This window comes from Micromonospora sp. NPDC005252, from assembly GCF_042872475.1.
In the GTDB taxonomy this organism is placed as follows: domain Bacteria; phylum Actinomycetota; class Actinomycetes; order Mycobacteriales; family Micromonosporaceae; genus Micromonospora.
Window position 1 is genome coordinate 18,727 of record NZ_JBIAKN010000019.1, and the last position, 22,139, is coordinate 40,865.

The 22,139-nt window shown below is 73.7% G+C and carries 21 protein-coding genes; 4 read left to right on the forward strand and 17 right to left on the reverse strand.

Annotated elements, in window-relative coordinates:
• Positions 1 to 85: 85 nt before the first annotated feature.
• The 4 genes from ACFYPH_RS29315 to ACFYPH_RS29330 all read right to left on the reverse strand — a co-directional run bounded on the left by ACFYPH_RS29315 (position 86) and on the right by ACFYPH_RS29330 (position 5,334).
• Positions 86 to 2,572, reverse strand: coding sequence for an ABC transporter permease (locus tag ACFYPH_RS29315; RefSeq protein WP_387186282.1), 2,487 nt, complete (start codon positions 2,570 to 2,572; stop codon positions 86 to 88).
• A 146-nt stretch (positions 2,573 to 2,718) separates the two neighbouring features.
• A complete protein-coding gene (locus tag ACFYPH_RS29320) occupies positions 2,719 to 3,384 on the reverse strand; it encodes a response regulator transcription factor (RefSeq protein ID WP_354858927.1) in 666 nt (221 codons plus the stop codon).
• Positions 3,381 to 4,592, reverse strand: a complete 1,212-nt coding sequence (locus tag ACFYPH_RS29325) for a histidine kinase (RefSeq protein WP_363941531.1) — start codon at positions 4,590 to 4,592, stop codon at positions 3,381 to 3,383. Before ACFYPH_RS29325 ends, ACFYPH_RS29320 begins: the two co-directional genes overlap by 4 nt.
• Before the next feature lie 43 nt (positions 4,593 to 4,635).
• Positions 4,636 to 5,334 (reverse strand): DUF305 domain-containing protein, encoded by a 699-nt coding sequence (locus tag ACFYPH_RS29330; protein WP_355068388.1) that lies wholly within the window; start codon positions 5,332 to 5,334, stop codon positions 4,636 to 4,638.
• A 140-nt stretch (positions 5,335 to 5,474) separates the two neighbouring features.
• Here ACFYPH_RS29330 and ACFYPH_RS29335 point away from each other — a divergent pair, with 140 nt between their 5' ends.
• Complete coding sequence (locus tag ACFYPH_RS29335; RefSeq protein WP_387186285.1) at positions 5,475 to 6,929, forward strand: LVIVD repeat-containing protein; 1,455 nt, start codon at positions 5,475 to 5,477, stop codon at positions 6,927 to 6,929.
• 181 nt (positions 6,930 to 7,110) lie between these two features.
• A complete protein-coding gene (locus ACFYPH_RS29340; RefSeq protein ID WP_387186287.1) occupies positions 7,111 to 8,337 on the forward strand; it encodes an SLC13 family permease in 1,227 nt (408 codons plus the stop codon).
• Positions 8,338 to 8,343: 6 nt separating this feature from the next.
• On the opposite strand, the gene ACFYPH_RS29345 is transcribed toward ACFYPH_RS29340, so the two are convergent.
• From ACFYPH_RS29345 to ACFYPH_RS29375, 7 genes are all read right to left on the reverse strand, one after another.
• Positions 8,344 to 8,820: a DUF1203 domain-containing protein gene (locus ACFYPH_RS29345; protein WP_387186289.1), complete on the reverse strand. Its 477-nt coding sequence runs from the start codon at positions 8,818 to 8,820 to the stop codon at positions 8,344 to 8,346.
• A 113-nt stretch (positions 8,821 to 8,933) separates the two neighbouring features.
• Entirely contained in the window at positions 8,934 to 9,764 is an 831-nt protein-coding gene (locus tag ACFYPH_RS29350) for a MerR family transcriptional regulator (protein WP_354858941.1), read from the reverse strand.
• 56 nt (positions 9,765 to 9,820) lie between these two features.
• Positions 9,821 to 11,422: an asparagine synthase-related protein gene (locus ACFYPH_RS29355; RefSeq protein WP_355137186.1), complete on the reverse strand. Its 1,602-nt coding sequence runs from the start codon at positions 11,420 to 11,422 to the stop codon at positions 9,821 to 9,823.
• 4 nt (positions 11,423 to 11,426) lie between these two features.
• On the reverse strand, positions 11,427 to 12,395 hold the full coding sequence (locus tag ACFYPH_RS29360; RefSeq protein ID WP_354858945.1) for a hypothetical protein: 969 nt from the start codon (positions 12,393 to 12,395) through the stop codon (positions 11,427 to 11,429).
• Positions 12,396 to 12,535: 140 nt separating this feature from the next.
• The gene (locus ACFYPH_RS29365; protein ID WP_387186292.1) at positions 12,536 to 13,327 is read right to left on the reverse strand and encodes an isocitrate lyase/phosphoenolpyruvate mutase family protein; all 792 of its coding nucleotides are present in this window, start codon (positions 13,325 to 13,327) and stop codon (positions 12,536 to 12,538) included.
• On the reverse strand, positions 13,324 to 14,349 hold the full coding sequence (locus tag ACFYPH_RS29370; protein WP_387186294.1) for a cytochrome P450: 1,026 nt from the start codon (positions 14,347 to 14,349) through the stop codon (positions 13,324 to 13,326). The genes ACFYPH_RS29365 and ACFYPH_RS29370 overlap by 4 nt, the downstream gene beginning before the upstream one ends.
• A 121-nt stretch (positions 14,350 to 14,470) precedes the next feature.
• A complete protein-coding gene (locus ACFYPH_RS29375; protein WP_354858952.1) occupies positions 14,471 to 15,214 on the reverse strand; it encodes a winged helix-turn-helix domain-containing protein in 744 nt (247 codons plus the stop codon).
• Positions 15,215 to 15,315: 101 nt separating this feature from the next.
• Between ACFYPH_RS29375 and ACFYPH_RS29380 the strand changes: the two genes are divergently transcribed.
• The gene (locus tag ACFYPH_RS29380) at positions 15,316 to 17,538 is read left to right on the forward strand and encodes a family 43 glycosylhydrolase (RefSeq protein ID WP_387186296.1); all 2,223 of its coding nucleotides are present in this window, start codon (positions 15,316 to 15,318) and stop codon (positions 17,536 to 17,538) included.
• A gap of 132 nt (positions 17,539 to 17,670) precedes the next feature.
• Here the strand turns inward: ACFYPH_RS29380 and ACFYPH_RS29385 are convergent, their stop codons facing one another.
• From ACFYPH_RS29385 to ACFYPH_RS29400, 4 genes are all read right to left on the reverse strand, one after another.
• A complete protein-coding gene (locus ACFYPH_RS29385; RefSeq protein WP_355137198.1) occupies positions 17,671 to 18,180 on the reverse strand; it encodes a 2'-5' RNA ligase family protein in 510 nt (169 codons plus the stop codon).
• Positions 18,181 to 18,203: 23 nt separating this feature from the next.
• Positions 18,204 to 18,425: a hypothetical protein gene (locus ACFYPH_RS29390; RefSeq protein WP_387186298.1), complete on the reverse strand. Its 222-nt coding sequence runs from the start codon at positions 18,423 to 18,425 to the stop codon at positions 18,204 to 18,206.
• Between the two features lie 176 nt (positions 18,426 to 18,601).
• Positions 18,602 to 18,793: a DUF397 domain-containing protein gene (locus ACFYPH_RS29395; RefSeq protein WP_387186300.1), complete on the reverse strand. Its 192-nt coding sequence runs from the start codon at positions 18,791 to 18,793 to the stop codon at positions 18,602 to 18,604.
• Positions 18,784 to 19,551 carry a DUF5753 domain-containing protein gene (locus ACFYPH_RS29400; RefSeq protein ID WP_387186302.1) on the reverse strand — a complete coding sequence of 256 codons (768 nt, stop codon included), beginning with the start codon at positions 19,549 to 19,551 and terminating at the stop codon, positions 18,784 to 18,786. Before ACFYPH_RS29400 ends, ACFYPH_RS29395 begins: the two co-directional genes overlap by 10 nt.
• 197 nt (positions 19,552 to 19,748) lie before the next feature.
• Between ACFYPH_RS29400 and ACFYPH_RS29405 the strand changes: the two genes are divergently transcribed.
• Positions 19,749 to 20,033: a hypothetical protein gene (locus ACFYPH_RS29405; RefSeq protein WP_387186304.1), complete on the forward strand. Its 285-nt coding sequence runs from the start codon at positions 19,749 to 19,751 to the stop codon at positions 20,031 to 20,033.
• Between the two features lie 294 nt (positions 20,034 to 20,327).
• Here the strand turns inward: ACFYPH_RS29405 and ACFYPH_RS29410 are convergent, their stop codons facing one another.
• Both ACFYPH_RS29410 and ACFYPH_RS29415 read right to left on the reverse strand, forming a co-directional pair.
• Positions 20,328 to 20,933 (reverse strand): response regulator transcription factor, encoded by a 606-nt coding sequence (locus tag ACFYPH_RS29410; protein ID WP_354858967.1) that lies wholly within the window; start codon positions 20,931 to 20,933, stop codon positions 20,328 to 20,330.
• The gene (locus ACFYPH_RS29415; protein WP_387186306.1) at positions 20,930 to 22,084 is read right to left on the reverse strand and encodes a sensor histidine kinase; all 1,155 of its coding nucleotides are present in this window, start codon (positions 22,082 to 22,084) and stop codon (positions 20,930 to 20,932) included. The genes ACFYPH_RS29410 and ACFYPH_RS29415 overlap by 4 nt, the downstream gene beginning before the upstream one ends.
• Between the last annotated feature and the right edge of the window lie 55 nt (positions 22,085 to 22,139).

Genomic DNA, 22,139 nt, shown 5'->3' on the forward strand with positions numbered 1-22,139 from the left:
CTGGCCGGTCCCGCCGCCGGGGAAGACGGCGGGACCGGCCGGCGGATGTCCCCGCCCGAAGGCCGCGAGACGGAGACGGCCGAGATCACTGGTCGGCGAGCGCCTCGACGACGGGCCGCGACAGCGCCCGACGGGCCGGCAGCACCGACGCCAGCAGGGCGGCCAGCACTGCCACGCCGAGGATCAGGCCGAGCTGACCGAGCGGCAGCACCACGTGGAAGTCACCGCCGAGACGGGCCAGCAGCGCCATCGCGGCGGCGCTGACACCGGTGCCCAGCCCGATGCCGAGCACCGCGCCGACCAGCGCCATCAGGACCGCCTCCGCCGCGAGCATGGCCCGCATCCGGGCCCGGGTCAGCCCGACCGCCCGCAGCACCGCGTTCTCCCGGGTGCGCTCGACCACCGACAGGCTCAGCGTGTTCGCCACGCCGACCAGCGCGATCACCACGGCCAGGCCGAGCAGCGCGGTGACGAAGGCCAACAGCATGTCCACCGTGCCGGTGAGCATCTTCTTGTACGCGCCCTGGTCCATCAGGTTCACCGTCGGATAGCGGGCCAGCACCGCCTCGATCGCGTCGCGGGCCTCTTCGGCGCTCACGCCGCTGGCGGGGTCGATCTCGGCCAGGAAGCCCCGCTCGCGGGGAAAGAGCGCGGCGAAGTCCGCGTCGTCCACCTCGATGACATGCCCCTCGGGCGCCGCGCTGGCGACCATGGCCGGCGCGTCGTCGGCGACCACCGCTGCCACCCGGAACGGCCGCCCCGCGATGGTGACGGCGGAGCCGACCTGCCAGCCGCGCGCCTGCGCCAACTCCCGGTGCACCAGGACCTGCCCCGGCCCGAGCCGCCCGACATCGCCGGCCAGCACCCCGGTCAGCGTCCGCCCCACCAGCGCCGGGTGGGCGGCGCGGACCTCGATGTCGCCGGTGACGGTGCTGCGCTGCTCGTGCACCACGCCCAGCTCGGGGCGCGCGGCCAGCTCACCGGCGAGCGCGGCGGGCAGGTTCTGGCCGATGCCGCTGACCACGAAGTCCGTCCCGATCTCGGCGTCGACGCTGCGTTCGATGCCGTCCTTGGTGCTGCGCGCGCCGACCACGAACGCCGACACCAGTCCGATCCCGATCACCAGGGCGGTCGCCGTGGCGGCGATCCGGCGCGGATTGCGCACGGCGTTGGCCACCGCGAGGCCCACGGTCATCCCGAACAGCCGCCGGGCCGGCCAGCCGATCACCCGGACCAGCGCCGGGACGAGCACCGGCCCGAACAGGACGATCCCGAAGAACGCCAACACGCCGCCGACGGCCACGAGCAGCACCTGACCGGCGCTGGCAGCGCCGGCGAGGGCCGCCACGCCGGCACCGAGCACCACCGCGCCGAAGATCAGGCGCAGCCGACCGGCGCCCCGACTGGGCTGCACCGCGGCGTCGGTGAGCGCGGCCACCGGGGCGACAGTGGTCCCCCGCCAGGCGGGCAGCAGGGCGGACGCCACGGTGAGCGCGGTGCCGAGCAGCAGACTGGTCAGCACGGTCGAGCCGGCGACGGTCAGCCCACCGGAGATCGGCACGTCCAGCCGGGTCATCAGCAGCCGCATACCGGCGGCGAGAGCCACCCCGAGCAGCACCCCGAGCACGGACGCGACGAACCCGACCAGCGCCGACTCCAGCAGGGCGGCCCGGAAGACCTGCCCCCGGGTCGCGCCCACCAGGCGCAGCAGCGCGGTCCGCCGGGTGCGCTGCGCCAGCACGATCGCGAAGGTGTTGGCGATCACGAAGCCGGCCACCACCACCGCGACCCCGACGAAGATGAGCAGCAGCATCATGAACTGGTTCAGGTCCCGAACCGCGTCGTCGACGGCCTCGTCGAGGATCTGCTGACGGCCCTTCACGCTGGCGTCGGCACCCCCGACGACCGCGCGCAGCCGGTCGGCCAGCACCGTCTCGGACGTTCCCGGCCGTGCCGCCACCATGATCCGGCCATAGCCGCGCGCACCGCTGACCGCGAGCGCGTCCGGGCCGACCAGGCCGATGAACGGCCCGCCGACGTCACGCACGCTGCCCGCCACGTCGACCGTACCGACCAGGGTGTACGGGCGGGCCGCCCCGCCGGTGCCGCCGATCTGGACCGGGGCGCCGAGGGTGAAGCCCTCCTCGGCCACGGTGGGCGCGTCGAGCACCACCTCGCCCGCGCGGTCGGGCAGGCGGCCGGACACCACGTCGTACGAGCGCAGGGCGGCCTCGGTGGGGATGGCGGCGAGCACGGCGTAGCCGAGCACCGGCCGGCCGTCGGCGCCGAGAAGCCCTCCGGCCCCGGTCAGCTCCCCGGCCGCGGCGGCCACGCCGTCGACGGCGCGGACCCTGTCGACCAGGCTCGCCGGCAGCGCCTTGTCGCCGCTCGGGTAGACGCCGAGGTCGGTGTGCCGGTCGAAGGTCCCGGCCCGCTCGTACGCGCCGGCGCGCATCCCGTCGACGAAGATCAGCGTGCCGGCGATGAACGCGACGCCGAGCACGACGGCCAGCGCGGAGAGCAGCATGCGCAGCGCCTCGACGCGCAGCGAGCGCAGGGTCAATCGGATCATGTGCGGGCTCCCGGTGCAGGCGCGGATCGGACCCCTCCGACGCTATGGCCGGTCCGATCCGATCGATCTCCACCTGCGCGCTCGACCCGCGTACGCCCGAGGTAGCGCCCGGCCCGCCGGCCGTACGACCCGGGTCGTACGGCGGGTCACCGGCCGGGCGTGACCAGGCCGCTCTCGTACGCCAGCACGACCGCCTGGACCCGGTCGCGCAGGTGCAGCTTCGCCAGGATCCGCCCGACGTGGGTCTTCACCGTGGCCTCGGCCACGTGCGCCTTGGCGGCGATCTCGGCGTTGGACAGGCCCTGCGCGACCAGCAGCAGCACCTCCCGCTCCCGCTCGGTGAGCTGGGCCAGCCGGGGGTCGGCGGTCGGGCCGGCGCCGAGCTGACCGGCGAAGCGGTCCAGCAGCCGCCGCGTGATCGACGGGGCGACCACCGAGTCGCCCCGCGCCACCACCCGGATCGCGTCCAGCAGCTCCTCCGGCGGGACGTTCTTGAGCAGGAAGCCGCTGGCGCCGGCCTGTAGCGCGGCGAACGCGTCCGCCTCGGTGTCGAAGGTGGTCAGCACCAGCACCCGGGGCGGGCCCGACGGCCGGTCGGCGCAGAGCCGGCGGGTCGCCTCCACCCCGTCCATGGTGGGCATCCGGATGTCCATCACCACCACGTCGGCCTCGGTGCGGGCCAGCACCCGCAGGGCGTCCGCGCCGTCGATGGCCTCCCCGACCACCTCCAGGTCAGGCTGGGAGCTCAGCACCATCCGGAACCCGGCGCGCACCAGCGCCTGGTCGTCCACGATCACCACCCGGACCGTCATGCCGCGATCACCTCCGCTGAGGGTTCCGACGGTAGCGGTAGCCGGACCTGGACCTGCCAACCCCCGGTCGGCTGGGCGCCGGCGGTGAGGCTGCCGTCGTACACCGCCACCCGCTCGCGCATGCCGAGCAGACCGTGACCGCCGGACGGCGCCGGGCTGACCACCGGGCGGCCCCGGCCGTCGTCGACGACCCGGACCACGACGGCCTCGGCGGTGTACGTCAGGGTGACGTCGACGGCGGCCCCGACGCCGGCGTGTTTGAGTGCGTTGGTCAGCGCCTCCTGCACCACGCGGTAGACGGTCAGTTCCAGACCCGGAGGCAGGGCCGGCGGCTGACCGGTGGCACCGTCGCGGATGCGCAGCCCGGCGTCGCGGAAGCGGGCCAGCAGGTCGGGCAGCTCGGCCAGGGCCAGCCGGCGGTGCTCCGGGTCGGCGGCCACCACCGACCCGCCCGCTCCGGACGGGCCCGCGTCGCGCAGGACCCCGACCAGCCGGCGCATCTCCTCCAGCGCCGAACGGCCGGTGTCGGCGACCACCTTCACGGCCGTGCGGGCCTGCTCGGGGTCACGGTCGAGCATGAACCGGGCCCCGTCCGCCTGGACGATCATCACCGCCATGCTGTGCGCCACCACGTCGTGCAACTCGCGGGCGATCCGGGTGCGCTCCTCGGCGACCGCCACCCGGGACTCGGCCTCCCGCTCGCGTTCCAGGGTGGCGGCCCGTTCCTCGAGGCTGAGCACGTAGAGGCGGCGGGTCCGCACGTTCAGCGCGACGAGCCAGACCGCGCCGGTGACCAGCGCGTACCACAGCGCGGTCACCCACCAGTCGATGACGCCGGGGGTCTGCGCGGCGGCGAGCAGCACGCCCACGGCGGCGACCGCGCCGGCCAGCACCCCGTCGCGCAGGCGCCTGCCGTACTTCACGACGCTGTAGAGCGCGATGAGGACGGCGACGTCGAAGGCGAGCGGACCCCACCGGGCGATCACCTGGACCAGGGCGAGCGCCGCCACGACGACGGTCACCGCGCCCGGGTGGGTGCGGCGGAACAGCAGCGCCACCGCCATGCCCACGCCGACGCCGGTGGCGGCCCAACCGCCGGGCTGGGCCACCGCCGAGGCGAGGCCGACGAACGCCACCACGGCGGAGACGGCCACGTCGAAGGCGACGCCGCGCAGGGGGCGGCCGAACAGCGTGCGTCTCACGGTCACCCAGCGTACGTGTCGTGGCTGGTGGCGGCCGGCCGGCAGCCGGTCAGGGCGGGGTCAGCTCGCGCAGGCGGGTGATCTCGATGGCCTGCTCGGTGGCGAGTGAGGTGGCCAGCTCGTTGAGTGTCGCATCGACGCCGACCGACAGCAGGTCGGTGGCCATGGTGACGGCGCCCTGGTGGTGGTCGGTCATCATCGCGATGAAGAGCCTGTCGAACTCGACGCCCCGGGCGGCGGTCAGCTGCCTCATCGCCTCGGGTGACTGCATTCCCCGCATGCCGGCGTGGTCGTGACCGGGCGCCGTCTCGGGCAGCCCGCGGGTGGCGAGCCAGCCGCGCAGGACCTTGATCTCCGGGCCCTGGCCGGCGCGGATCCGGTCGGCGTAGGCGCGGATCCGAGGATCGGCAGCCCGCTCCTGGGCCAGCGTGCTCATCTCCAGCGCCTGCTCGTGGTGCGGGATCATCATCTGGACGAAGACGGTGTCCAGGCCGTTGTAGCGGGGTGGGCTGTCGTCGCGCAGCTCCTGGGCGGACCGGGCGACGGCCGGCTCCCCCGGGCGGCCGGGCACGAGCACCGGCGGGGGTGGCGGACCGGTCGGGCTGGTCGTCGGTGACGGTGACGCCGAACCGCGTTCGGCGGTCGGACGGCCGGGGTCGCCGGCGGCGCGGACAGCCAGCACCGTCAGCACCACAATGATGGCCGCCGATATGACGACGGCCAGTAACCGAGCACGTCGGACGGTCATGCCACACCCCCCTCAGGTCGAGGTCGCAGCGATCCTATCCATTGACGAGTCGAGTTAGATGTGACCCAGATCACATCGATGATCTCCGTGTCTCGGTAAGGTACCGACAACGTCATCCCCCCTTTCGAAGGGCGCCGCCGATGATCAAGTTGGCCACCGCACGGCTCCGACAACTCCGCATCGTCAGCCTGGCCGCAACGGGCCTGCTGCTGACCAGCGTCGCCGTGGCGACGCCGAGCAGCGCCCAGGAGGCAGCACCGGCCGCGGCACCACAGGCCGCCGCCGCCGACATCCCGGGCGTCGACGAGATCCGCAGCAGCCCCAACCTGCGGCAGATCGCCAACATCCCCAAGCAGGCGCCGTTCGACACGACGGCCGCGCTCAACAGCGACATGGCGTTCCAGGGCAGGTACGCCTTCGCCGGCAACTACAACGGGTTCGTCGTCTACGACATCTCCCGGCCCAGCGCCCCCAAGATCACCGCTCAGGTGTCCTGCCCGGGCTCGCAGAACGACATCTCCGTCTACGGTGACCTGCTCTTCGTCTCCACCGACTCGTCGCGCAGCGACGACTCGTGCGCGAGCGTCGCCCAGCCCGCCTCCGTGAAGGAGTCGTGGGAGGGCATCAAGGTCTTCGACATCAGCGACAAGGCCAACCCGCGCTACATCAAGTCCGTGGAGACCGCCTGCGGGTCGCACACCCACACGCTGGTGCCGGGCAAGGACCGCAAGAACGTCTACCTGTACGTCTCGTCGTACAGCCCGCGGGCCGAGTTCCCCGACTGCCAGCCGCCGCACGACTCCATCTCCATCATCAAGGTGCCGGTGAAGAAGCCGACCCAGGCGGCCGTCATCTCGACGCCGAACCTCTTCCCGGACGGCGGTTTCCCGGGCAGCGAGACCGGCTCGGCGACCACCGGCTGCCACGACATCACCGCGTACCCGTCGAAGGACATCGCCGCCGGCGCCTGCATGGGTGACGGCATCCTGCTCGACATCAAGAACCGCGAAGCGCCCCGGGTGATCACCCAGGTCCGCGACACGGTCAACTTCGCCTTCTGGCACTCGGCCACCTTCAACAACGCCGGCACCAAGGTCGTCTTCACCGACGAGCTGGGCGGCGGCGGGGCGGCCACCTGCAACGAGACCGTCGGCCCCAACCGGGGGGCGGACGCCATCTACGACATCACCGGCCGCGGTGACGCTCGGACGCTGGCGTTCCGCAGCTACTACAAGATCCCCCGGACGAACGCCGAGACCGAGAACTGCGTGGCGCACAACGGCTCGCTGATCCCGGTGCTCGGGCGGGACATCATGGTGCAGGCGTGGTACCAGGGCGGCATCTCCGTCTGGGACTTCACCGACTCGCGCCACCCCAAGGAGATCGCGTACTGGGAGCGGGGCCCGCTGTCCGCCACCCAGGCCATCACGGGCGGCGCCTGGTCGACGTACTACTACAACGGCAACATCTACTCCAACGACATCCAGAAGGGCCTGGACGTCCTGGAGCTGAACGACTGGCGGACCTGGACGGCCAACCTGACCCGGTTCCAGGAGCTGAACGTGCAGACCCAGCCCGGTTACCTGAGCTGGTAGCACCGACCGCGCGACCCGGGCCCGGCCTCTCGTCGAGGGGCCGGGCCCGGCCACGTCAGCCGCGTGGATCAGGCCCCTGCCCGGCAGGCCGGCGCCCCGATCGGGGGCAGCCCGGTGGGGCCCGTCACCTGGGCGGGGGCGGCCGGCCGGGCCGGCGGGTGATGTGCCAACGTGGTCAGCTGTGAAGTCTGCCGCCGGCGCGCCGCCCGCCCCGCCCGAGCCGACCGCGCGCTGGCGCCCCCACCCGCTCGACCTGGTGGCGGTCGTCCTCGCGGTGGCCGGTGCGGCCTGCGCGCTGAGCGGGCTGCTGCCCCGCGCCGAGACCACGGCGACCCTGCACCGCATCCTGCCGCTGCTGCTCTTCCTCGGCACCGTGATCGTGCTGGCCGAGCTGACCGCCGTGGCCGGCGTCTTCGACGTGCTGGCCAGCCGGCTGGCCATCGCCGCCCGCGGCCGCTGGGCGGCGCTGTTCCTGCTCTGCGGTGGCCTCGCCACGGTGACCACGCTCGTGCTCAACCTCGACACCACAGCCGTGCTGCTCACCCCGGTGCTGCTGGCGCTGGCGCGCACCCTGCGGGTCCCGGCCGCGCCGCTCGCGGTCACCACGGTCTGGCTGGCGAACACCGCCAGCCTGCTGCTGCCGGTGTCCAACCTGACGAACCTGCTGGCCGCCGACCGGGTCGGCCTCGCACCACTGGCGTACGCCGAGCGGATGGCGCTGCCGCAGCTCGCCGCCGTGGCGGTCACGATGGTGCTGCTCTGGTACGGCTGGTGGCGGCGCGAACGGCCGACCGGCGGACGCTTCGTCCCGCCGGAGCGGCACGTGCCGCCCGACCCGGTGCTGCACCGCACCGCGCTCGCCGGTTGCCTGCTCTTCGTCGCCGGCATCCTCGCCGGGGTGGAGATCGGGCTCGCCTCCAGCGTCGCGCTCGCGCTGGTGCTGGTGGGCTTCGTGGTCCGCTCCCCGGCGACGCTGCGCCCCGGGCTGGTGCCCGTACGGCTGCTGCTCTTCGTCGTCGGCCTGTTCCTGGTGGTGCAGACCCTCGGCCGGCACGGGCTGGACGACCTGGTGGCCGGCCTGGTCGGGGCCGACGGTGGAGCGGCCGGCGCGCTGCGTGCCGGCGGCACCGGGGCGCTGCTGGCCAACGCGGTGAACAACCTGCCGGCGTACCTGGCCGGTGAGTCGGTGCTGCCCGGCGCCGACCACACCCGCCTGCTGGCCCTGCTGATCGGCACGAACGTCGGCCCGCTGGCCGCGCCGTGGGCGTCGCTGGCCACCCTGCTGTGGTTCGAACGGTGTCGGGCGGCCGGTGTGGCGGTGCCGGTGAAGCGGTTCGTGCTGACCAGCACCCTGCTCGCCGTCGTGGGCACGCTCGCGGCGGTCGGCGCGCTGCTGCTGGTCAGCTGAGGACCGTCACCCGGCGGCCCGCTCCACCACGAACATGAAGCAGCCGTAGACCACGTTGCGGCTGTGCAGCTGGTGCACCTGCGGGTCGGCGAACAGCTCCGCGATCACCGCCTCCGGGTCCGTGCCGTCATGCAGCCGGCCGCCGCAGATCCGTCCCTGCCGGTCGTACGCCCGCAGGACCTGGGGACGTGCCCGCCAGGCCGACGGATGGCCGCCGCCGTGATCCGGACCGGAGCAGGCGGCGGCGTGCGCGAAGATCGGCCCGATCTCCCGGTATGCGACGGCGGCGATCGGCGGGGCGTAGCCGAAGAGCAGCAGCGCCTCCCCCGCCTCGGCGTCGCGCAGGCAACAGCGCAGCGGCTCCCCGCCGCCGGCCAGGCGACCTTCGACGAGATGGCCGGCGGCGTCGCGGCCGGTCCGACGGACGAGGTCGAGCGCCGCGGCCGGCAGGGCCTGGACGCGGAAGGTGGTGGTGGTGGTCATGCGTCCAGCCTGGCCCGGCGGCGGCGCGGGTGCTGGCGGCGATCGGACCTGGCGCTGGGGACGGTCCGGGCTCCGGCCGCCGACGCGCCGCCGTCGGGACGGCAGCGCGACCGTCAGGCGCGGTAGACGGCGAGCTGAAGCTCGGTGACGCCCTGCTCCGGGGAGTCCTGGCAATAGTCCAGGTACACCTCACGGGCGAATCCGTCGGTGCGGTAGCCGTTCTCCTCGATCCACCGGGCAAGCACCTCGACGCTCTGCTCGACGTCGTCCATGGCGCCGTGATGGACGATCGTCGCGGCCGTGCCCACCGCGGGCAGATCACGTACCGCCAGGTCAGGACCTGCCGACACGCCGGCGCCGACGGTCACCCCGGCGTGCACGACGACCGCGTCGCCGTCGTCGTCGCCGGCGGGTTCGTACCAGGCGATGGCCGGGTCGGTCGGCGTGATCCCGGCCTCGGCCAGCCGGCGGAACAGCTCCGGGTAGAGCGGCTGGATCACCGGACCGATGTCCTGGCTCTCATAGCTGGGCGCGACGGCGGTCAGCTCCGCGAGGCGAACCGGCGCGATGTCCTTGAGGACGACATCCTGGGCGGTCATCCGACCCTCCGATTCGATCATCCGGAGCCTCGCCTCGACGGCCGCGAGCCGGGCGGTGTCGGCGGCCAGTTGCGCCGTCAGCTGACCGCGACGCAACCGCAGCATGCCTCGCAGCTCGGCCACGTCGACGGCGTCGTCCAGGATCGCCCGCACCTGCTCCAGCGTGAGACCCAGGTCCTTGAGGGCGAGCACCCGGTTGAGCCGACGCAGCTGGTCCGCCCGGTAGAAGCGGTAGCCGGTGTGCGCGTCGACGCTGGCCGGGCGGAGCAGGCCGATGCTGTCGTAGTGGCGCAGCATCCGCACCGACACGCGGCCCAGTCGGGCGAAGTCTCCGATGGTGAACATGGTCCCCTCACGCTCGTCCCTGACACGGTGTCAGAGTCAAGCGTCGGGTGGGGTGCTCAGCCGACGGGTGAGCGGCGGGGCGGGCGGGGCCCGACCAGTCGGCGGACCATCGGCGCGGCGTTCCACCTCGCCGCCCCGACCAGGTCGCGGGCGTGCTCCAGGACGGTGTAGTCGGGCCGGTTCATCCCGTCGGCGATGGCCCGGTCCAGGTCGTTGCCGCAGCGGCTGAGCACGCTGTCGAAGTCACGGCGGACCGGTTCCAGCAGGTCGTAGCCGAACGACCGGTGCATCCGCGCGAACAGCGGCTTGTAGAGCCGGACCCGCTCGTGCAGCCCGGAGGAGTACGACATGGGGTTCTTCGGCCGCCGCAGGACGTAGTCGGGCAGCACGTCGGCGAACGCCCGCCGCACGATCCACTTCTCCTGGCCGTCGCGCACCTTCAGGTCCAGGGGCAGACGCATCGCCAACTCCACCACGCTGAGGTCGAGGAACGGCACCCGTGCCTCCACCGCGTGCCCCATGGCGGTCCGGTCGACCCGCTGCAACTCGGTACGGCACAGGTTACGGATGCGGTGCAGGAACAGCCGACGCGACGCGATCGGGTCGACCTGGTGGTACATCGGGTACCCGCCGAACAGCTCGTCGGAGCCGTCGCCGGTGAGCACCACCTTCACGCCGAGGTCGCGCAGCCGCCGGAAGATCGGCACCGAGACGACGGCGTTGATGATGTCGCCGTACTCGGTCAGCTCGGAGATCCGGATGGCCTCGCGGACGTCGGCCAGCCGGATGTCGCGTGGGCGCAGCTCGACCACCACGTGCGGCACGTCGAGGTCGGCGGCGAGCCGCCGGGCGTACGCCACGTCGGGGCTGTCCGGCACGCCGACCGTCACCGCCACGCAGTCCGGGTGGATGTCCCGCACCTGCCGCAGCGTCAACGAGCTGTCCAGCCCGCCGGAGAGCACCACCCCGACGGTCAGATCGGTCTCCACCCGCATCCGGATGGCGTCGGTCAGGGCAGCCCGGACGAGCAGGGTGGCCTCGTCCGGGTCGTCGATGACCGGCAGACCCGCGCCGATGGTGAGCAGGTCGACGTACGGGCGCAGCCGCACGGGCCCGTCCGGCTCGGCCCAGCCGTGGTGTCCGGGCGGCACCTCGGCGACCGGGGCGTGGTGCCCGACGAGCGCCTTCACCTCGGAGGCGAGGTGCAGGCAGCCGGGTCGCCGGGACCAGTACAGCGGTTTCACCCCGAGCGGGTCGCGGGCCAGGTACGCCCGACCGCTGGCGCGTTCGACGACCGCGAAGGCGTACTCGCCGCGCAGCCGCGTCACCGCGGATTCGCCCCACTGTTGGAACGCGGCCAGCAGCACCTCGGTGTCGCTGTCGGTGCGGAACACCTGCCCGAGCCGGGTGAGCTGCGCGCGCAACTCCCGGTGGTTGAAGATCTCGCCGTTGAAGCAGAGCAGCCAGCGCTCGTCGGTCGACGTCCAGGGCTGCACGGCCCGGTCACGGTCGACGACGCGCAGTCGGCGGGTGCCGGCGAGCAGCCCGCGTTCCAAGCGGGTCTCGGTGACCTCGCCGCGCGGGGCGAGGACGGCGAGCATCCGCCGGAAGGTCGCGGGGTCGGCCTCGGGGCCGAGGCTCAACGCGATGCCACACACGGGCTCAGACCCCCATCTCGGCCTCGTACGCCCGGCGCAGACGACGCCGGGCGGAGGGTGCGAGACACAGGTGCCAGGCCTGTCCCTCGTCGATCACGTTCAGCTCGCCGGCGTCCTGGCGGGCCAACAGCAGCTCCGCGAGGGTGTCGCGTGCGCCGAACCGCTCGAACCAGGCCAGCTCGACGTCGGCCGAGTAGCCGAGGCAGTGCCCGCTGGGCAGCATGGCGGCGTAGCCCAGGCGACGCAGCCGGTACTGGTGCTCGGTGCTGCGCACGAGGCTGGTCACCCACAGCGGCGGGGTGGCCGGCGGCGTGGCGGCGGCGAACTCCCGGCCGAGTTCGTTGAGCAGGGCCACCACCTCCCGGCGGGCCCGACGGAACAGCAGCCCGGCGGTGCGCGGGCTCGCGTCGGGTAGCAGTCGCCGACGCAGTCCGCGCGCGGCGCGGCCCAGGACGGTGGTGGGCTGCTCCTGGTACCGGAAGCGCAGCAGGTCCCGGCGGCGCAGCCACTCCAGGTCGACAAGGTCGGCGCTGCCGTTGACCTGGTCGTCGGTGACGAAGATCGGGGCGTCCTGCCACCACAGCACGTCGATGCGGGAGAGCAGGTAGATCCGGACCAGCGCGGTGAGGTCCCGCGCCGAGGTGCGTTCGTTCGGCTGGTAGCGGGCCATCTCCAGCAGCAACGTCTCACGCGCGCCGAGCAGACCCTGCGGGGTGGCGTCGAGCACGGCCGCCAGGGCCGGCTCGCGCAGCCGCTCGTCGATGAGCACCTGGCGGGCCCGGGTGCTGGTGGCGTCGGCCAGGGCGCCCACCTCGACCAGCAGGTCGGCCACCGCCGCCCGGTAGGCGGCGAGGTCGGGCGCGGCGGCGGGCAGCCGGCGGGCGGCGGCGCTGGGTGGCCGGCGGCGGGCGGGGGCGGCGGGCGACGCGGGCGGTCCGGGCTGCTGCCCCGGACTACGGCTGGGCACTCGCATGACGGGGTCCCTTTCTCCGGCCACGGCGCTGGGTAAATCACCCTGAAATACACCGTAATCATCGGGACCGGCAGAGACCGAACAATCCTCCGATTTACCCCTGAACGGACGCGACCACCATCGCAGGCCGGCGGGGCCCGTCAGTCGCCCGGCACCAGGTCCTGCACCTCGGCGTACGACGGCAGTCCCGGCGGTGCGGTGAGCCCTCCAGCGCGGACGGCGTCGGCGGCGGTGACCACGGCACCCAGCGCGGCCCGAAACAGCAGGGAGCCGGTGCTGACCCGGGCCACACCGGCCCGACCAAGCTCGGTCAGCCCGGGCCCGCCCGGCTGGTACAGCGCGTTGACCGGCGCGTCGAGCCGCTCGGTGAGCAGGCGCAGCGTCGCCTCGTCGACGACGCCCGGCACGAAGATGCCGTCCGCGCCGGCCGCCCGGTAGGCGCGAGCGCGGGCGAGGGCCTGCGGCAGCGGGTCGGCCACGTTCAGCCACCACGGGTCGGTGCGCGCGTTCACGAACAGGTCCGGCACCGCCGCCTTCACCGCCGCGATCCTCTCCGCGACGCACTCGGGATCGGCAAGCGTGCCGTCGGAGCGCCCGTCCTCCAGGTTGATCCCGACCACACCGAGGCCGGCCAACTCCGCCACGTACCCGGCGACCTGGGCCGGGTCGTCGCTGAACCCGGCCTCCACGTCGACGCTGAGCAGCACCGGCAACCGGGCCAGCCGGCGAGCCAGGGCCAGGGTCTCCTCGGCGGTGGCCGCCACGCCGTCGGGAAGGCCCGCGGTCGCGGCGACCCCGAGGCTGGTGGTGCCGACCGCCGGATGGCCACGCGCGGCGAGCGCCGCCGCCGAGGCGTGGTCCCAGGCGTTGGGCAACAGCAGGGGACGGCCGGTGTGGTGCAGGGCATGGAACGCGGCACGGCGCTCGATCATCGGACGCTCACCTCCACGGTGGTCGGGACGCGCAGGGTCGGGTGCGGCTCGTGGCGCAGCGGAGTCGGGGTGCGCCGACAGCGTTCCCGCAGCACGTCGAGCACCCCGCCGGCCAGCGCGAGGGCATGCCGGTCACCGGGGCAGCCGCGCTCCCCCGCGCCGAAGGTGAGCAGACCGGCGCCCGGCCGGCCGGGTCGGAACGTCTCCGGCTCGGCGAACGCCCGCGGGTCACGGTTGGCCGCGTCGAAGCGCAGCAGCACCGCGCTGCCGGCCGGCAGGTCGCGTCCGCCCAGTCGTACCGCGTCGACGGTGACCCGTCGGGTGGCCCGGACCGGGGGGTCGAGGCGCAGCACCTCGGTCAGCAGGTCGGCGGTCCCCGCCGTGATCGGGACGGCCGGGCTCAGCAGGTGGTGGGCGGCGGCGCCGATCAGGCCGGCGGTCGCGTCGCACGCCTGGACCAGCAGACCGATGAGGTTCGCCCGTACCTCCAGCGGGGCCGGCGGGCAGAGCGCCAGCAGCGCCGCCACCGCTCGGTCGGCCCGCTCGGCCAGCGCCGGATCAACCCCCGGGTGGTACGCCGCGGCGACGACCGCGACCGCCGTCCCGGCGGCTGCCGGATCGACGAGACCGAGCTGGTCGGCCAGCACCCGCAGCGGCACCGGCCGGGCCAGTTCACGCATCACGTCAAGGTGGTCACCCGCCCGGTCGAGGAGGGCGACGGTCAGCCGGGCCGCCTCGTGCCGCAGCTCGTCCGGGTTCAGCTCGGCCAGCGCGGTCACCCCGATCGCGCGGCGCTCGGCGTGCCGCTGAGGCGGGCTGAACCTGCTCACCGAGGCGCGCAGCCAGGCGAGCGTGCCGGGCGGACCGCTGTCGACGGCTGGCACCCGGAACGCCGGGTCGGTCAGCGCCGCCCGGACGTCGGCGTGCCGGGTCACCCACCACCCGCTGCCCGGCTCAAAGGCGGGCGGGCCGCACGCCGGCGTTCCCGCAACGGGCGCGATGTCAGGCCAGATGTCGATCACCGCCCGACCGTAGAGCCCGAACCGTTCGCTCCCCACCGAACCGTCCCGCACCGCATCACACCGAACAGAATCGTGCGTGATCCGGGATGTCGTGCCGCGCCGGAGCGCGGCGGCCGGCGGGTCAGGCTCGGCCGCTGGACGGCGCCGGGGGCGTGCCGGGAACGAGGGTGCTGACGGGCACGCCCAGGCTCTCGGCCAGGGCTGCGCGGCCGATCGGGGTGAGGCGTACCGCCCGGCCGGCGCCCTGGGTGATCCAGCCCAGATCGGAGAACTGGCGGCAGAGTGCCGCGCCGAGCGCTCCGGCGAGGTGCGGCCGACGCTCCGTCCAGTCCAGGCAGTCGCGGACCACCGGTCGGCGGGCGGCGCGCAGCACGTCCACCGGTACGCCCAACTCGCTCACCCAGGCCCACCCGTCACGCGTCAGCGCCAACCCACTGGACCGGTCCAGCCGGCCGGCGGCCAGCAGTGCGTCGTACATCAGCACGCCCAGCCGCCCGGCGAGGTGGTCGTAGCAGGTCCGGGCGTACGCCAGGGCGGCGGTGGCACGCGCCGCGCGCAGGGACGTGGTCGGCGCGGGCGGGGTCGGCGCGTGCCCGGCAAGGTCCTCGATCAGCTGGGCCACCGACGGCCCGGCCAGGCGCAGGTAGCGGTGCCGGCCCTGCCGTTCCTCGACGAGCAGCCCACCCCGGACCAGGCGGGTGAGGTGGTCGCTGGCTGTCGACGGGGCGACGCCGGCACGTCGGGCCAGCTCGCCGGCGGTCCAGGCCCGGCCGTCGAGCAGCGCCACGCAGATGCCCGCTCGGGTGCCGTCGGCCAACAGGGCGGCCAGCTCGGCCATTCCCCGGCCGTCGGTGCCAGTACTCATCGACCCAGTCTAGGGAGACGCCACCGCAGACTCTTTACAACGTTGTATCCAACGTTGTAAGAACGGAGGGCACACCGCCCACTCCCCCGAGGCAGGTCCACATGCGACATCTCCGCCGCGGCGGCGCGCTCGCCGCCGTGCTCGGTCTGCTCCTGGCCGTGTCCCCGTCCACGTCGGCCGCCGGATCCGACGGCCCGTCCCGCTACCGCAATCCGATCTCCGCCGACGTCGGCGACACCTTCGCCGACCCCGTGATCGTCCGCGGCGACGACGGCTTCTGGTACGCCTACGGCACCACCGACCCGCTGCGCGAGGGCGAGGGCGTCTTCCACCGGGTGCCCACCGCCCGCTCGGCCGACCTGGTCGACTGGACGTACGTCGGTGACGCGTTCGGCCCCGACCAGCGCCCGCCCTACGCGGCGCCCGGCGCGGCGTACTGGGCGCCGGACGTCCGCCGCCTCGGCGACCGCTGGGTCATGTACGTGACGGTCACCGACACCACCGTCTCCACCGAGGGCAGCGACTACGCGATCGGGGCGGCCACCGCCCCCACCCCCGCCGGGCCGTGGACGTTCGCCGACCAGCCCGTCGTCGCCCCGCGCCCCGGCGGCGGTGGCGGCTGGCTGTGGACCATCGACCCGAGCCAGTTCACCGACGTCGACGGCCGCAGCTACCTCTACTACGGCAGCTACTACGGCGGCATCTCGGTCACCGAACTCAGCCCGGACGGCCTGCGCGCGGTCGGCGCACCGACGCTGGTGGCGATCGACAACAAGTTCGAGGGCAGCTACGTGCTGCGCCACGACGGCTGGTACTACCTGTTCGCCTCCACCGCGAACTGCTGCGCCGGCCCGGCCACCGGCTACTCCGTCCAGGTCGGACGCGCACGCAGCCCGCGCGGCCCGTTCACCGACCGCGACGGCGTCGCCCTGACCGCGTCCCGGGCCGGTGGCACGCCGGTGCTCACCCAGAACGGCAACCGCTGGATCGGCACCGGGCACAACGGGTTCCTCACCGACCTGTCCGGCCAGGACTGGATCGTCTACCACGCCATCGACCGGGCCGACCCGTACCTCGACGAGCCCTTCGGCATCAACGAGCGACCCATGCTGCTCGACCGGCTGGACTGGATCGACGGCTGGCCGACGGTCAACGCCGGCGCGGGCCCGTCCGAGGGCACCCGACCCGCACCGGTCACCACCGGCCGCGTCGACGAACGCTTCGACACCGCGAGCCTCGCCGGCTGGCAGCGCGCCGGCCAGTGGCGGGTCATCGACGGCCGGCTCAGCGGCAGCGGCGCGCTCACCAGCCGTACCACAGTCGGCGGGGACGTGCGCGCGGAGGCCGACCTGCGGCTCACCGGCGCGACCAGCGCCGGGGTCACCCTCGGCGATCGGGTCGAGGTCCGGGTGGACGCCGCCGCCGGCCGGCTGGTCGCCCGCGACGGCCGCCGCCAGGCCAGCGCGCCGCTGCCCGCCGGGCTCGACCTGGGCGGTCGACACAACCTGGCCATCGAGGTACGCGGACAGCAGCTCGTCGCCGAGCTGAGCCCCGCCCGCCTCGGTGACCAGCTCGCCGTGGTGTCCCTGCGGCTGGACCGCCCGGTCGCCGGCCGACCCGGGCTGACGGCCACCGGCGGCACGGCCGAGTTCGACAACGTCAGCGTGGCGCGGCTGTACCAGCCGGCCAGGCGGGCCGTGCCCGAGCCCCGGGTCGGTGCGCCGCTGCCGGCGTACTCCGACGAGTTCGGCGGCGGGCTCGACGACGACTGGCAGTGGGTACGCGCGGACCCGGCGGCCACCGTCGCCGACGGGGCGCTGCGCTGGCCCGTGCAGGCCGCCGACCTGACCGGCACCGGCAACACGGCCGGCGTGCTGCTGCGCGACGCTCCGCGGGGTGACTACGTCGCCGAGACGAAGGTGACGCTGGACCTGGGCGAGGAGACGGTCCGCAACTACCAGCAGGCCGGGCTGGTCGCCTACGTCGACGACGACCGGTTCGCCCGGCTGACCCAGGTGGCGATCTGGAACACCCGGCAGGTCGAGTACGGCTACGAGCTGCCCTTCGCCGGCCAGCCGGTGTACGGCGGCAGCATCGTCGGCACACCGGCCACCACCACCTGGCTACGCCTCGCACACCACGTCGACCGGGCCACCGGGGAGCACGAGTTCCGGGCCGGCTCCAGCTCAGACGGGCGTACCTGGACGTGGGGCGCGGTGTGGACGTTCCCCGCAGACACCACCCCCCGGATCGGGCTGGTCGCGCACGGCGGCGCCGAGCCGGCCGTCACCGCTCAATTCGACTACCTGCGCTTCTACCGCTGACGCAACGGCCTGGTCGGCCGCACGCGGGACAGCCGCGGCGATCGGTGGCAGTTCAGCAGTGCGACCCTCGGCGTGTCGGACTGCTCAGCTGCCACCGATCGCGCAGGGAGCCCTTCAACAGCGCCGGTGACGTCATGGGAGCGGGGTCACCGTCCGGTCCGTACCGTCGTAGCTGCGGGCGGCGACGAACGCGCCCGTCGGGCGCTGCCCACCGGTCACGGCGCGGGCCATCCGCAGGTCCGCGTCGCGGAACCGCAGCGCCAGGCTGAGGTGCGGCACCCACGCTCCCGGGGCGTGCCAGGGACGGTGCCCGTCGGCCTGGTCGAGGACGTCCCAGACGGCGGCGTGCAGCGCGGTCAACGCCGGCGTGGGCCGTACGAGCCAGACCAGCGGGGCGCTGCCGTCGAGGACGACGACCCGGTCGAGCGTCACCGGCACCGGCAGCGCGGCGTCGAACAACTCGGCCAGGCGGTGCTCGACACCGGGCGGGAACTCGTCCACGGCCGCCATGGTCAGATGCGGCCGGTTCGTCGGATGGATGTTGCGGGCCAGGCTGGGCAACCCTGCGGCCGCCAACCGCACCCAGACCGTCCGGATCGCGGCGTCCAACCCGGGCGAGCAGACCAATTCCACCGTACGCACGCAGACACGCTAGCCCGAACGCGTCACCGGCCCCGGCCGTACAGGTGACTGGCCCCGCCGGCGGCCGTCGGGTTGACCGCGCCCATGACCCGCGCTCGGATCGTCAGGTCGAACGCGGCGACGGCGGTGATGGTCGCCGCGCCCAGCAGACCCACCGCCAGTGGCGGGAGTTGTGCCGCCACCGGGCTCAGGATCAGGCAGCCCACCACGGCCGTGAGGCAGTACTTGGTCAGCTGGCCAAACACCCATGCCTCGAAGATCAGCCGTCGACAGACGGCCGAGGGTGAAGATGAAGACGAGGTCGAAGAACAGTTCGACGACGCTTGCCCGGACCGGGTTGACCGGGCCCGCCGCGACCTTCCTGGGCATCAAGCCATCATTGCAGCCAATTCGGACACGAGGGCCTGACTTGTCCCATCGGTCAGCGCTGGGCCCGCGCGAAGGTCACGAAGCCCCGCCACGCCTCCGGCGCGAAGGTCAACGTCCCACCGTCACGGTCCTTCGTATCCCGAACGAGAACGACCCCCGGCAGGTTGTCGGCGACCTCCACGCATGAGCCGCCGTTGTTGCCGCTCTTGGTGCTCTTGCGCCACTGCGCACCGGTCAGGTCCATGATGCAGCCGCTTCCCTGAGCAGATCTAGGGACTGCCCGCGCGAGAGAGCTTCTCCGCGGATGCGTTCCCACCGTCGGTCAAGGGTAGCAATCTCTGGAGACTGGTCGATTATTTGCGCCTGCGCCTGGCTGTCCACATGGGCAACGCGTGCACCGCCGTCCAACTCGGCAACGATGAACGGTCCGCCGAGACCCGAATACATCCCCGCAGACGTCGGCACGACGTAGATCTGCACCGAAGGAAGTTGCGCGCACTGAACGAGGTGAGTGCACTGGTCGCGCATGAAGCCCCGGTCGCCGCCTGCCGATCGCCACAGAACGGCTTCATCCATGACCGCGATCAGCAGGGGCGGTTGATCACGGTGGAGGATGGCCTGACGCCCGATGCGGGCCTTCACGAAGTGGTCCACCTCCTCCGTGGATAGCGGTTCCCCCGCCAGCGTCGCCCGCGCATAAGCCTCGGTCTGCAGAAGGCCAGGAACCCAGGCCAGCTCAAACCAGCGGAGCGCCACCGCCTCCCGTTCCCAGTCGATCCAGGCGCGCAACCACACCGGTTCGCGGCGCTTCAGGATGTCCGGCCACAGCTCGGTTACCTCTCGGCCGAGGATCGCCGCGACCTGGGCGCGGTGTCGGGTCTGCGGGATCCGTCCAGGGTTTGCCCAGCGGGCGGCGGTCTTCGGGTCGACGCCCGTTTGAGCGGCGAGGGAGTCGGCCGTCTCACCGCACTGGGTCATGGCCTCCACGACGGCGTGGTTCATCCGCTGTCCTCCCAGGATATCCCGAACGTCCTACCGCCATAGTGCAACGCAGTGTAGTTGGGCCGCAACAGTCGGCAGGGTGTTGGTGGAACGGCGCGGCCGGCAGGGACCCGAGACCCGGCGGACGCGTTCGCAACGGAGCCGTCCCTGGGGATGACGCTCAGGGGCGGCTCCCTCCACCTCGGAAGGAGCGCGACGTGTCAGAGGATGTCGCGGCGAATGCCCGCACGATCAGGGTCGGAGACGTTCTGTACCTGACCCGTGCCGCCAGTCCGCAGTTCGTCCGCCCGCTCACCCTGCGGGTCGTACGCGAGTTGACCGACCGCCACACCTATCACGGGTGGACGTGGGTCGAGGGGTACGAGCTGGGTCGCGGCGGCCGGGCCGTGGCGAAGCGGGAGGTGTTCGTCCTCCGCGACGGGCTGCGGTGGCTGTCCGTGGGGCCCGAGCGCCGCCCGGCTCGGACGGGAGCGTCCGGGTGAGGCGGCGCGGTCTCCCCCACCTGCCGACCCGTCCCACCTGGCGGTGCCAGTCGTGCGGGATCGCCTGGCCCTGCTCGGCGGCGAAGCTGAGTCTCCTCGGCGAGTACCGCGAGAACCGAGCGGCCCTGCTGGTCCACCTGACAGCCCTGAGGGACGAGGCCGCCGAGCATCATTCCGGCATGTCCACGCCAGACCTCGACGATCGGTTCGTCGCCTGGGCGCGTTGCCGGTAGCCGAGCCTTTCGAAGGCCCGGTGTTGCGTGGGGTGAAGCAGAGCAAAGGGGTGACGACAGGTCAGAGCCAGCCATTGTCCCGGGCGGTCCGTACCGCCTCGGCACGGTCGGTCGCGCCGAGCTTCTGCACGGCGGCGGAGAGATGGTTGCGCACGGTGCCGGTGGACAGGTGCACCCGGCGGGCGATCACGGCGACCGGTGCGCCGAACTCGGCCAGCCGCAGCGTCTCCAGTTCGCGGGGTGTCAGCGGGCAGGCCGGCAGCGTCAACGCGTCGGCGGCCAGGGACGGGTCGACGTACCGGCCGCCGGCATGCACCCGGCGGATCACGTCGGCGAGCGCGCCACCGGGCGAGCCCTTGGGCAGGAAGCCTCGGGCGCCGGCGGTCAGCGCCTGGCGCAGGTGACCCGGCCGGCCGTGCCCGGTGAGGACCACCACCGCACACTCGGGCCGCGCTCGGGCCAGTTCGGCGGCGACCGCGATGCCGTCCAGGCCGGGCATCTCCAGGTCCACGACGGCCACGTCCGGGCGGTGCGCGAGCGTCGCCGTGACCGCCGTCGGCCCGTCGGCGGCGTGTGCCACCACCTCGATGTCCGGCTCCAGACCGAGCAGCGCGCCGACGGCGACCCGGATCAGGTCCTCGTCGTCGGCGAGCAGGACGCGGATCACGTCACCACCGGCACGGTGGCCTCGAGCGTGAACACGGCGTCCTCCCGGCGTACCCGCAGATCGCCGCCGGCGGCGGCGAGCCGGTCGGCCAGGCCGCGCAGGCCGTGGCTGTGCGCGTCCGGGCCCCGGTCGTCGGCGCCGTCGTTGACCACAGTCATCCTGGCCACGTCGTCCTCCCGGTCGATGTGGATCCGGCACCAGTCGGCCCGGCTGTGCCGCAGCACGTTCGTGCCGGCCTCGCGCAGCACCGCCGCCAGTTCGGTGGCGGCGGACTGCGGCAGGTCCGCCGGCGGCGGCCCGACCGTGCACCGTACGCCGCAGGACCGCAGCACCCCCACGATCGCGGTGAGCTGTTCGTCGAGGTCGACGGCGCGGTAGCCGTGCACGGTCTCGCGTACCTCGGTCAGCGCCGACGCGGCGAGTCGCTGCACCTCGGCGGCCTCCCGGCCGGCCCGTTGTGGGTCGACCGGGGCGAGCCGGGCGGCGAGTTCGGCCTTCAGGGCGATCACGGTGAGGCGGTGGCCCAGCACGTCGTGCACGTCGCGGGCGAAGCGCAGCCGTTCCTCGGCGGCGGCCAGCCGGGCCTGCGCCGCCTGGCCCTGCCGGGCGTCCACCAGGAGGTCCCAGAACCAGACCTGCAAGCCGTTGACGGCCGCGACGGCCACCCCGATCCCGCCGGTCACCGCCAGGTGGCGGGCGACGGAACCACCGGTCCACCCGGCGACGGCCACCGACACCAGCAGGACGGCTGCCGCCACCGCGAGCGCGGCCGGTGGCCGGACGAGCAGCGGCGCCATGCCGATCAGCGCCGCCCCGAGCCAGGCCCAGGTCGGCCAGGCGCCGGCCGCCACCGGCCCCACCAGCGGAACGGTCAGCACCGCCGCCCCGGCCAGACCCAGGTGGGCACGGCGGCGCCAGCGCCTGTCGAGCCACGGCGTCACGGCCGCGTACAGCACGGCGGTCTGGGCGATCACGAAGGCGAGAACGCCGACCGCGCCGAGCACCGCCCGGCCCGCATCGGGCTCGCGGGCCAGGCCGACCGCGGGCAGCAGAACACTCGCCCAGACGCCGGTGACGAGCGACAGCAGCGTCGCCTGGCGGGCCCGGCGCAACCGGCGGTCCGCCCGGGGAGTCCCCGCCTCGCTCAGCACGCACCGATCCTAGGACCGCCCCGCGCACGGTCCACCCCTGCGAGATGTCACGGTC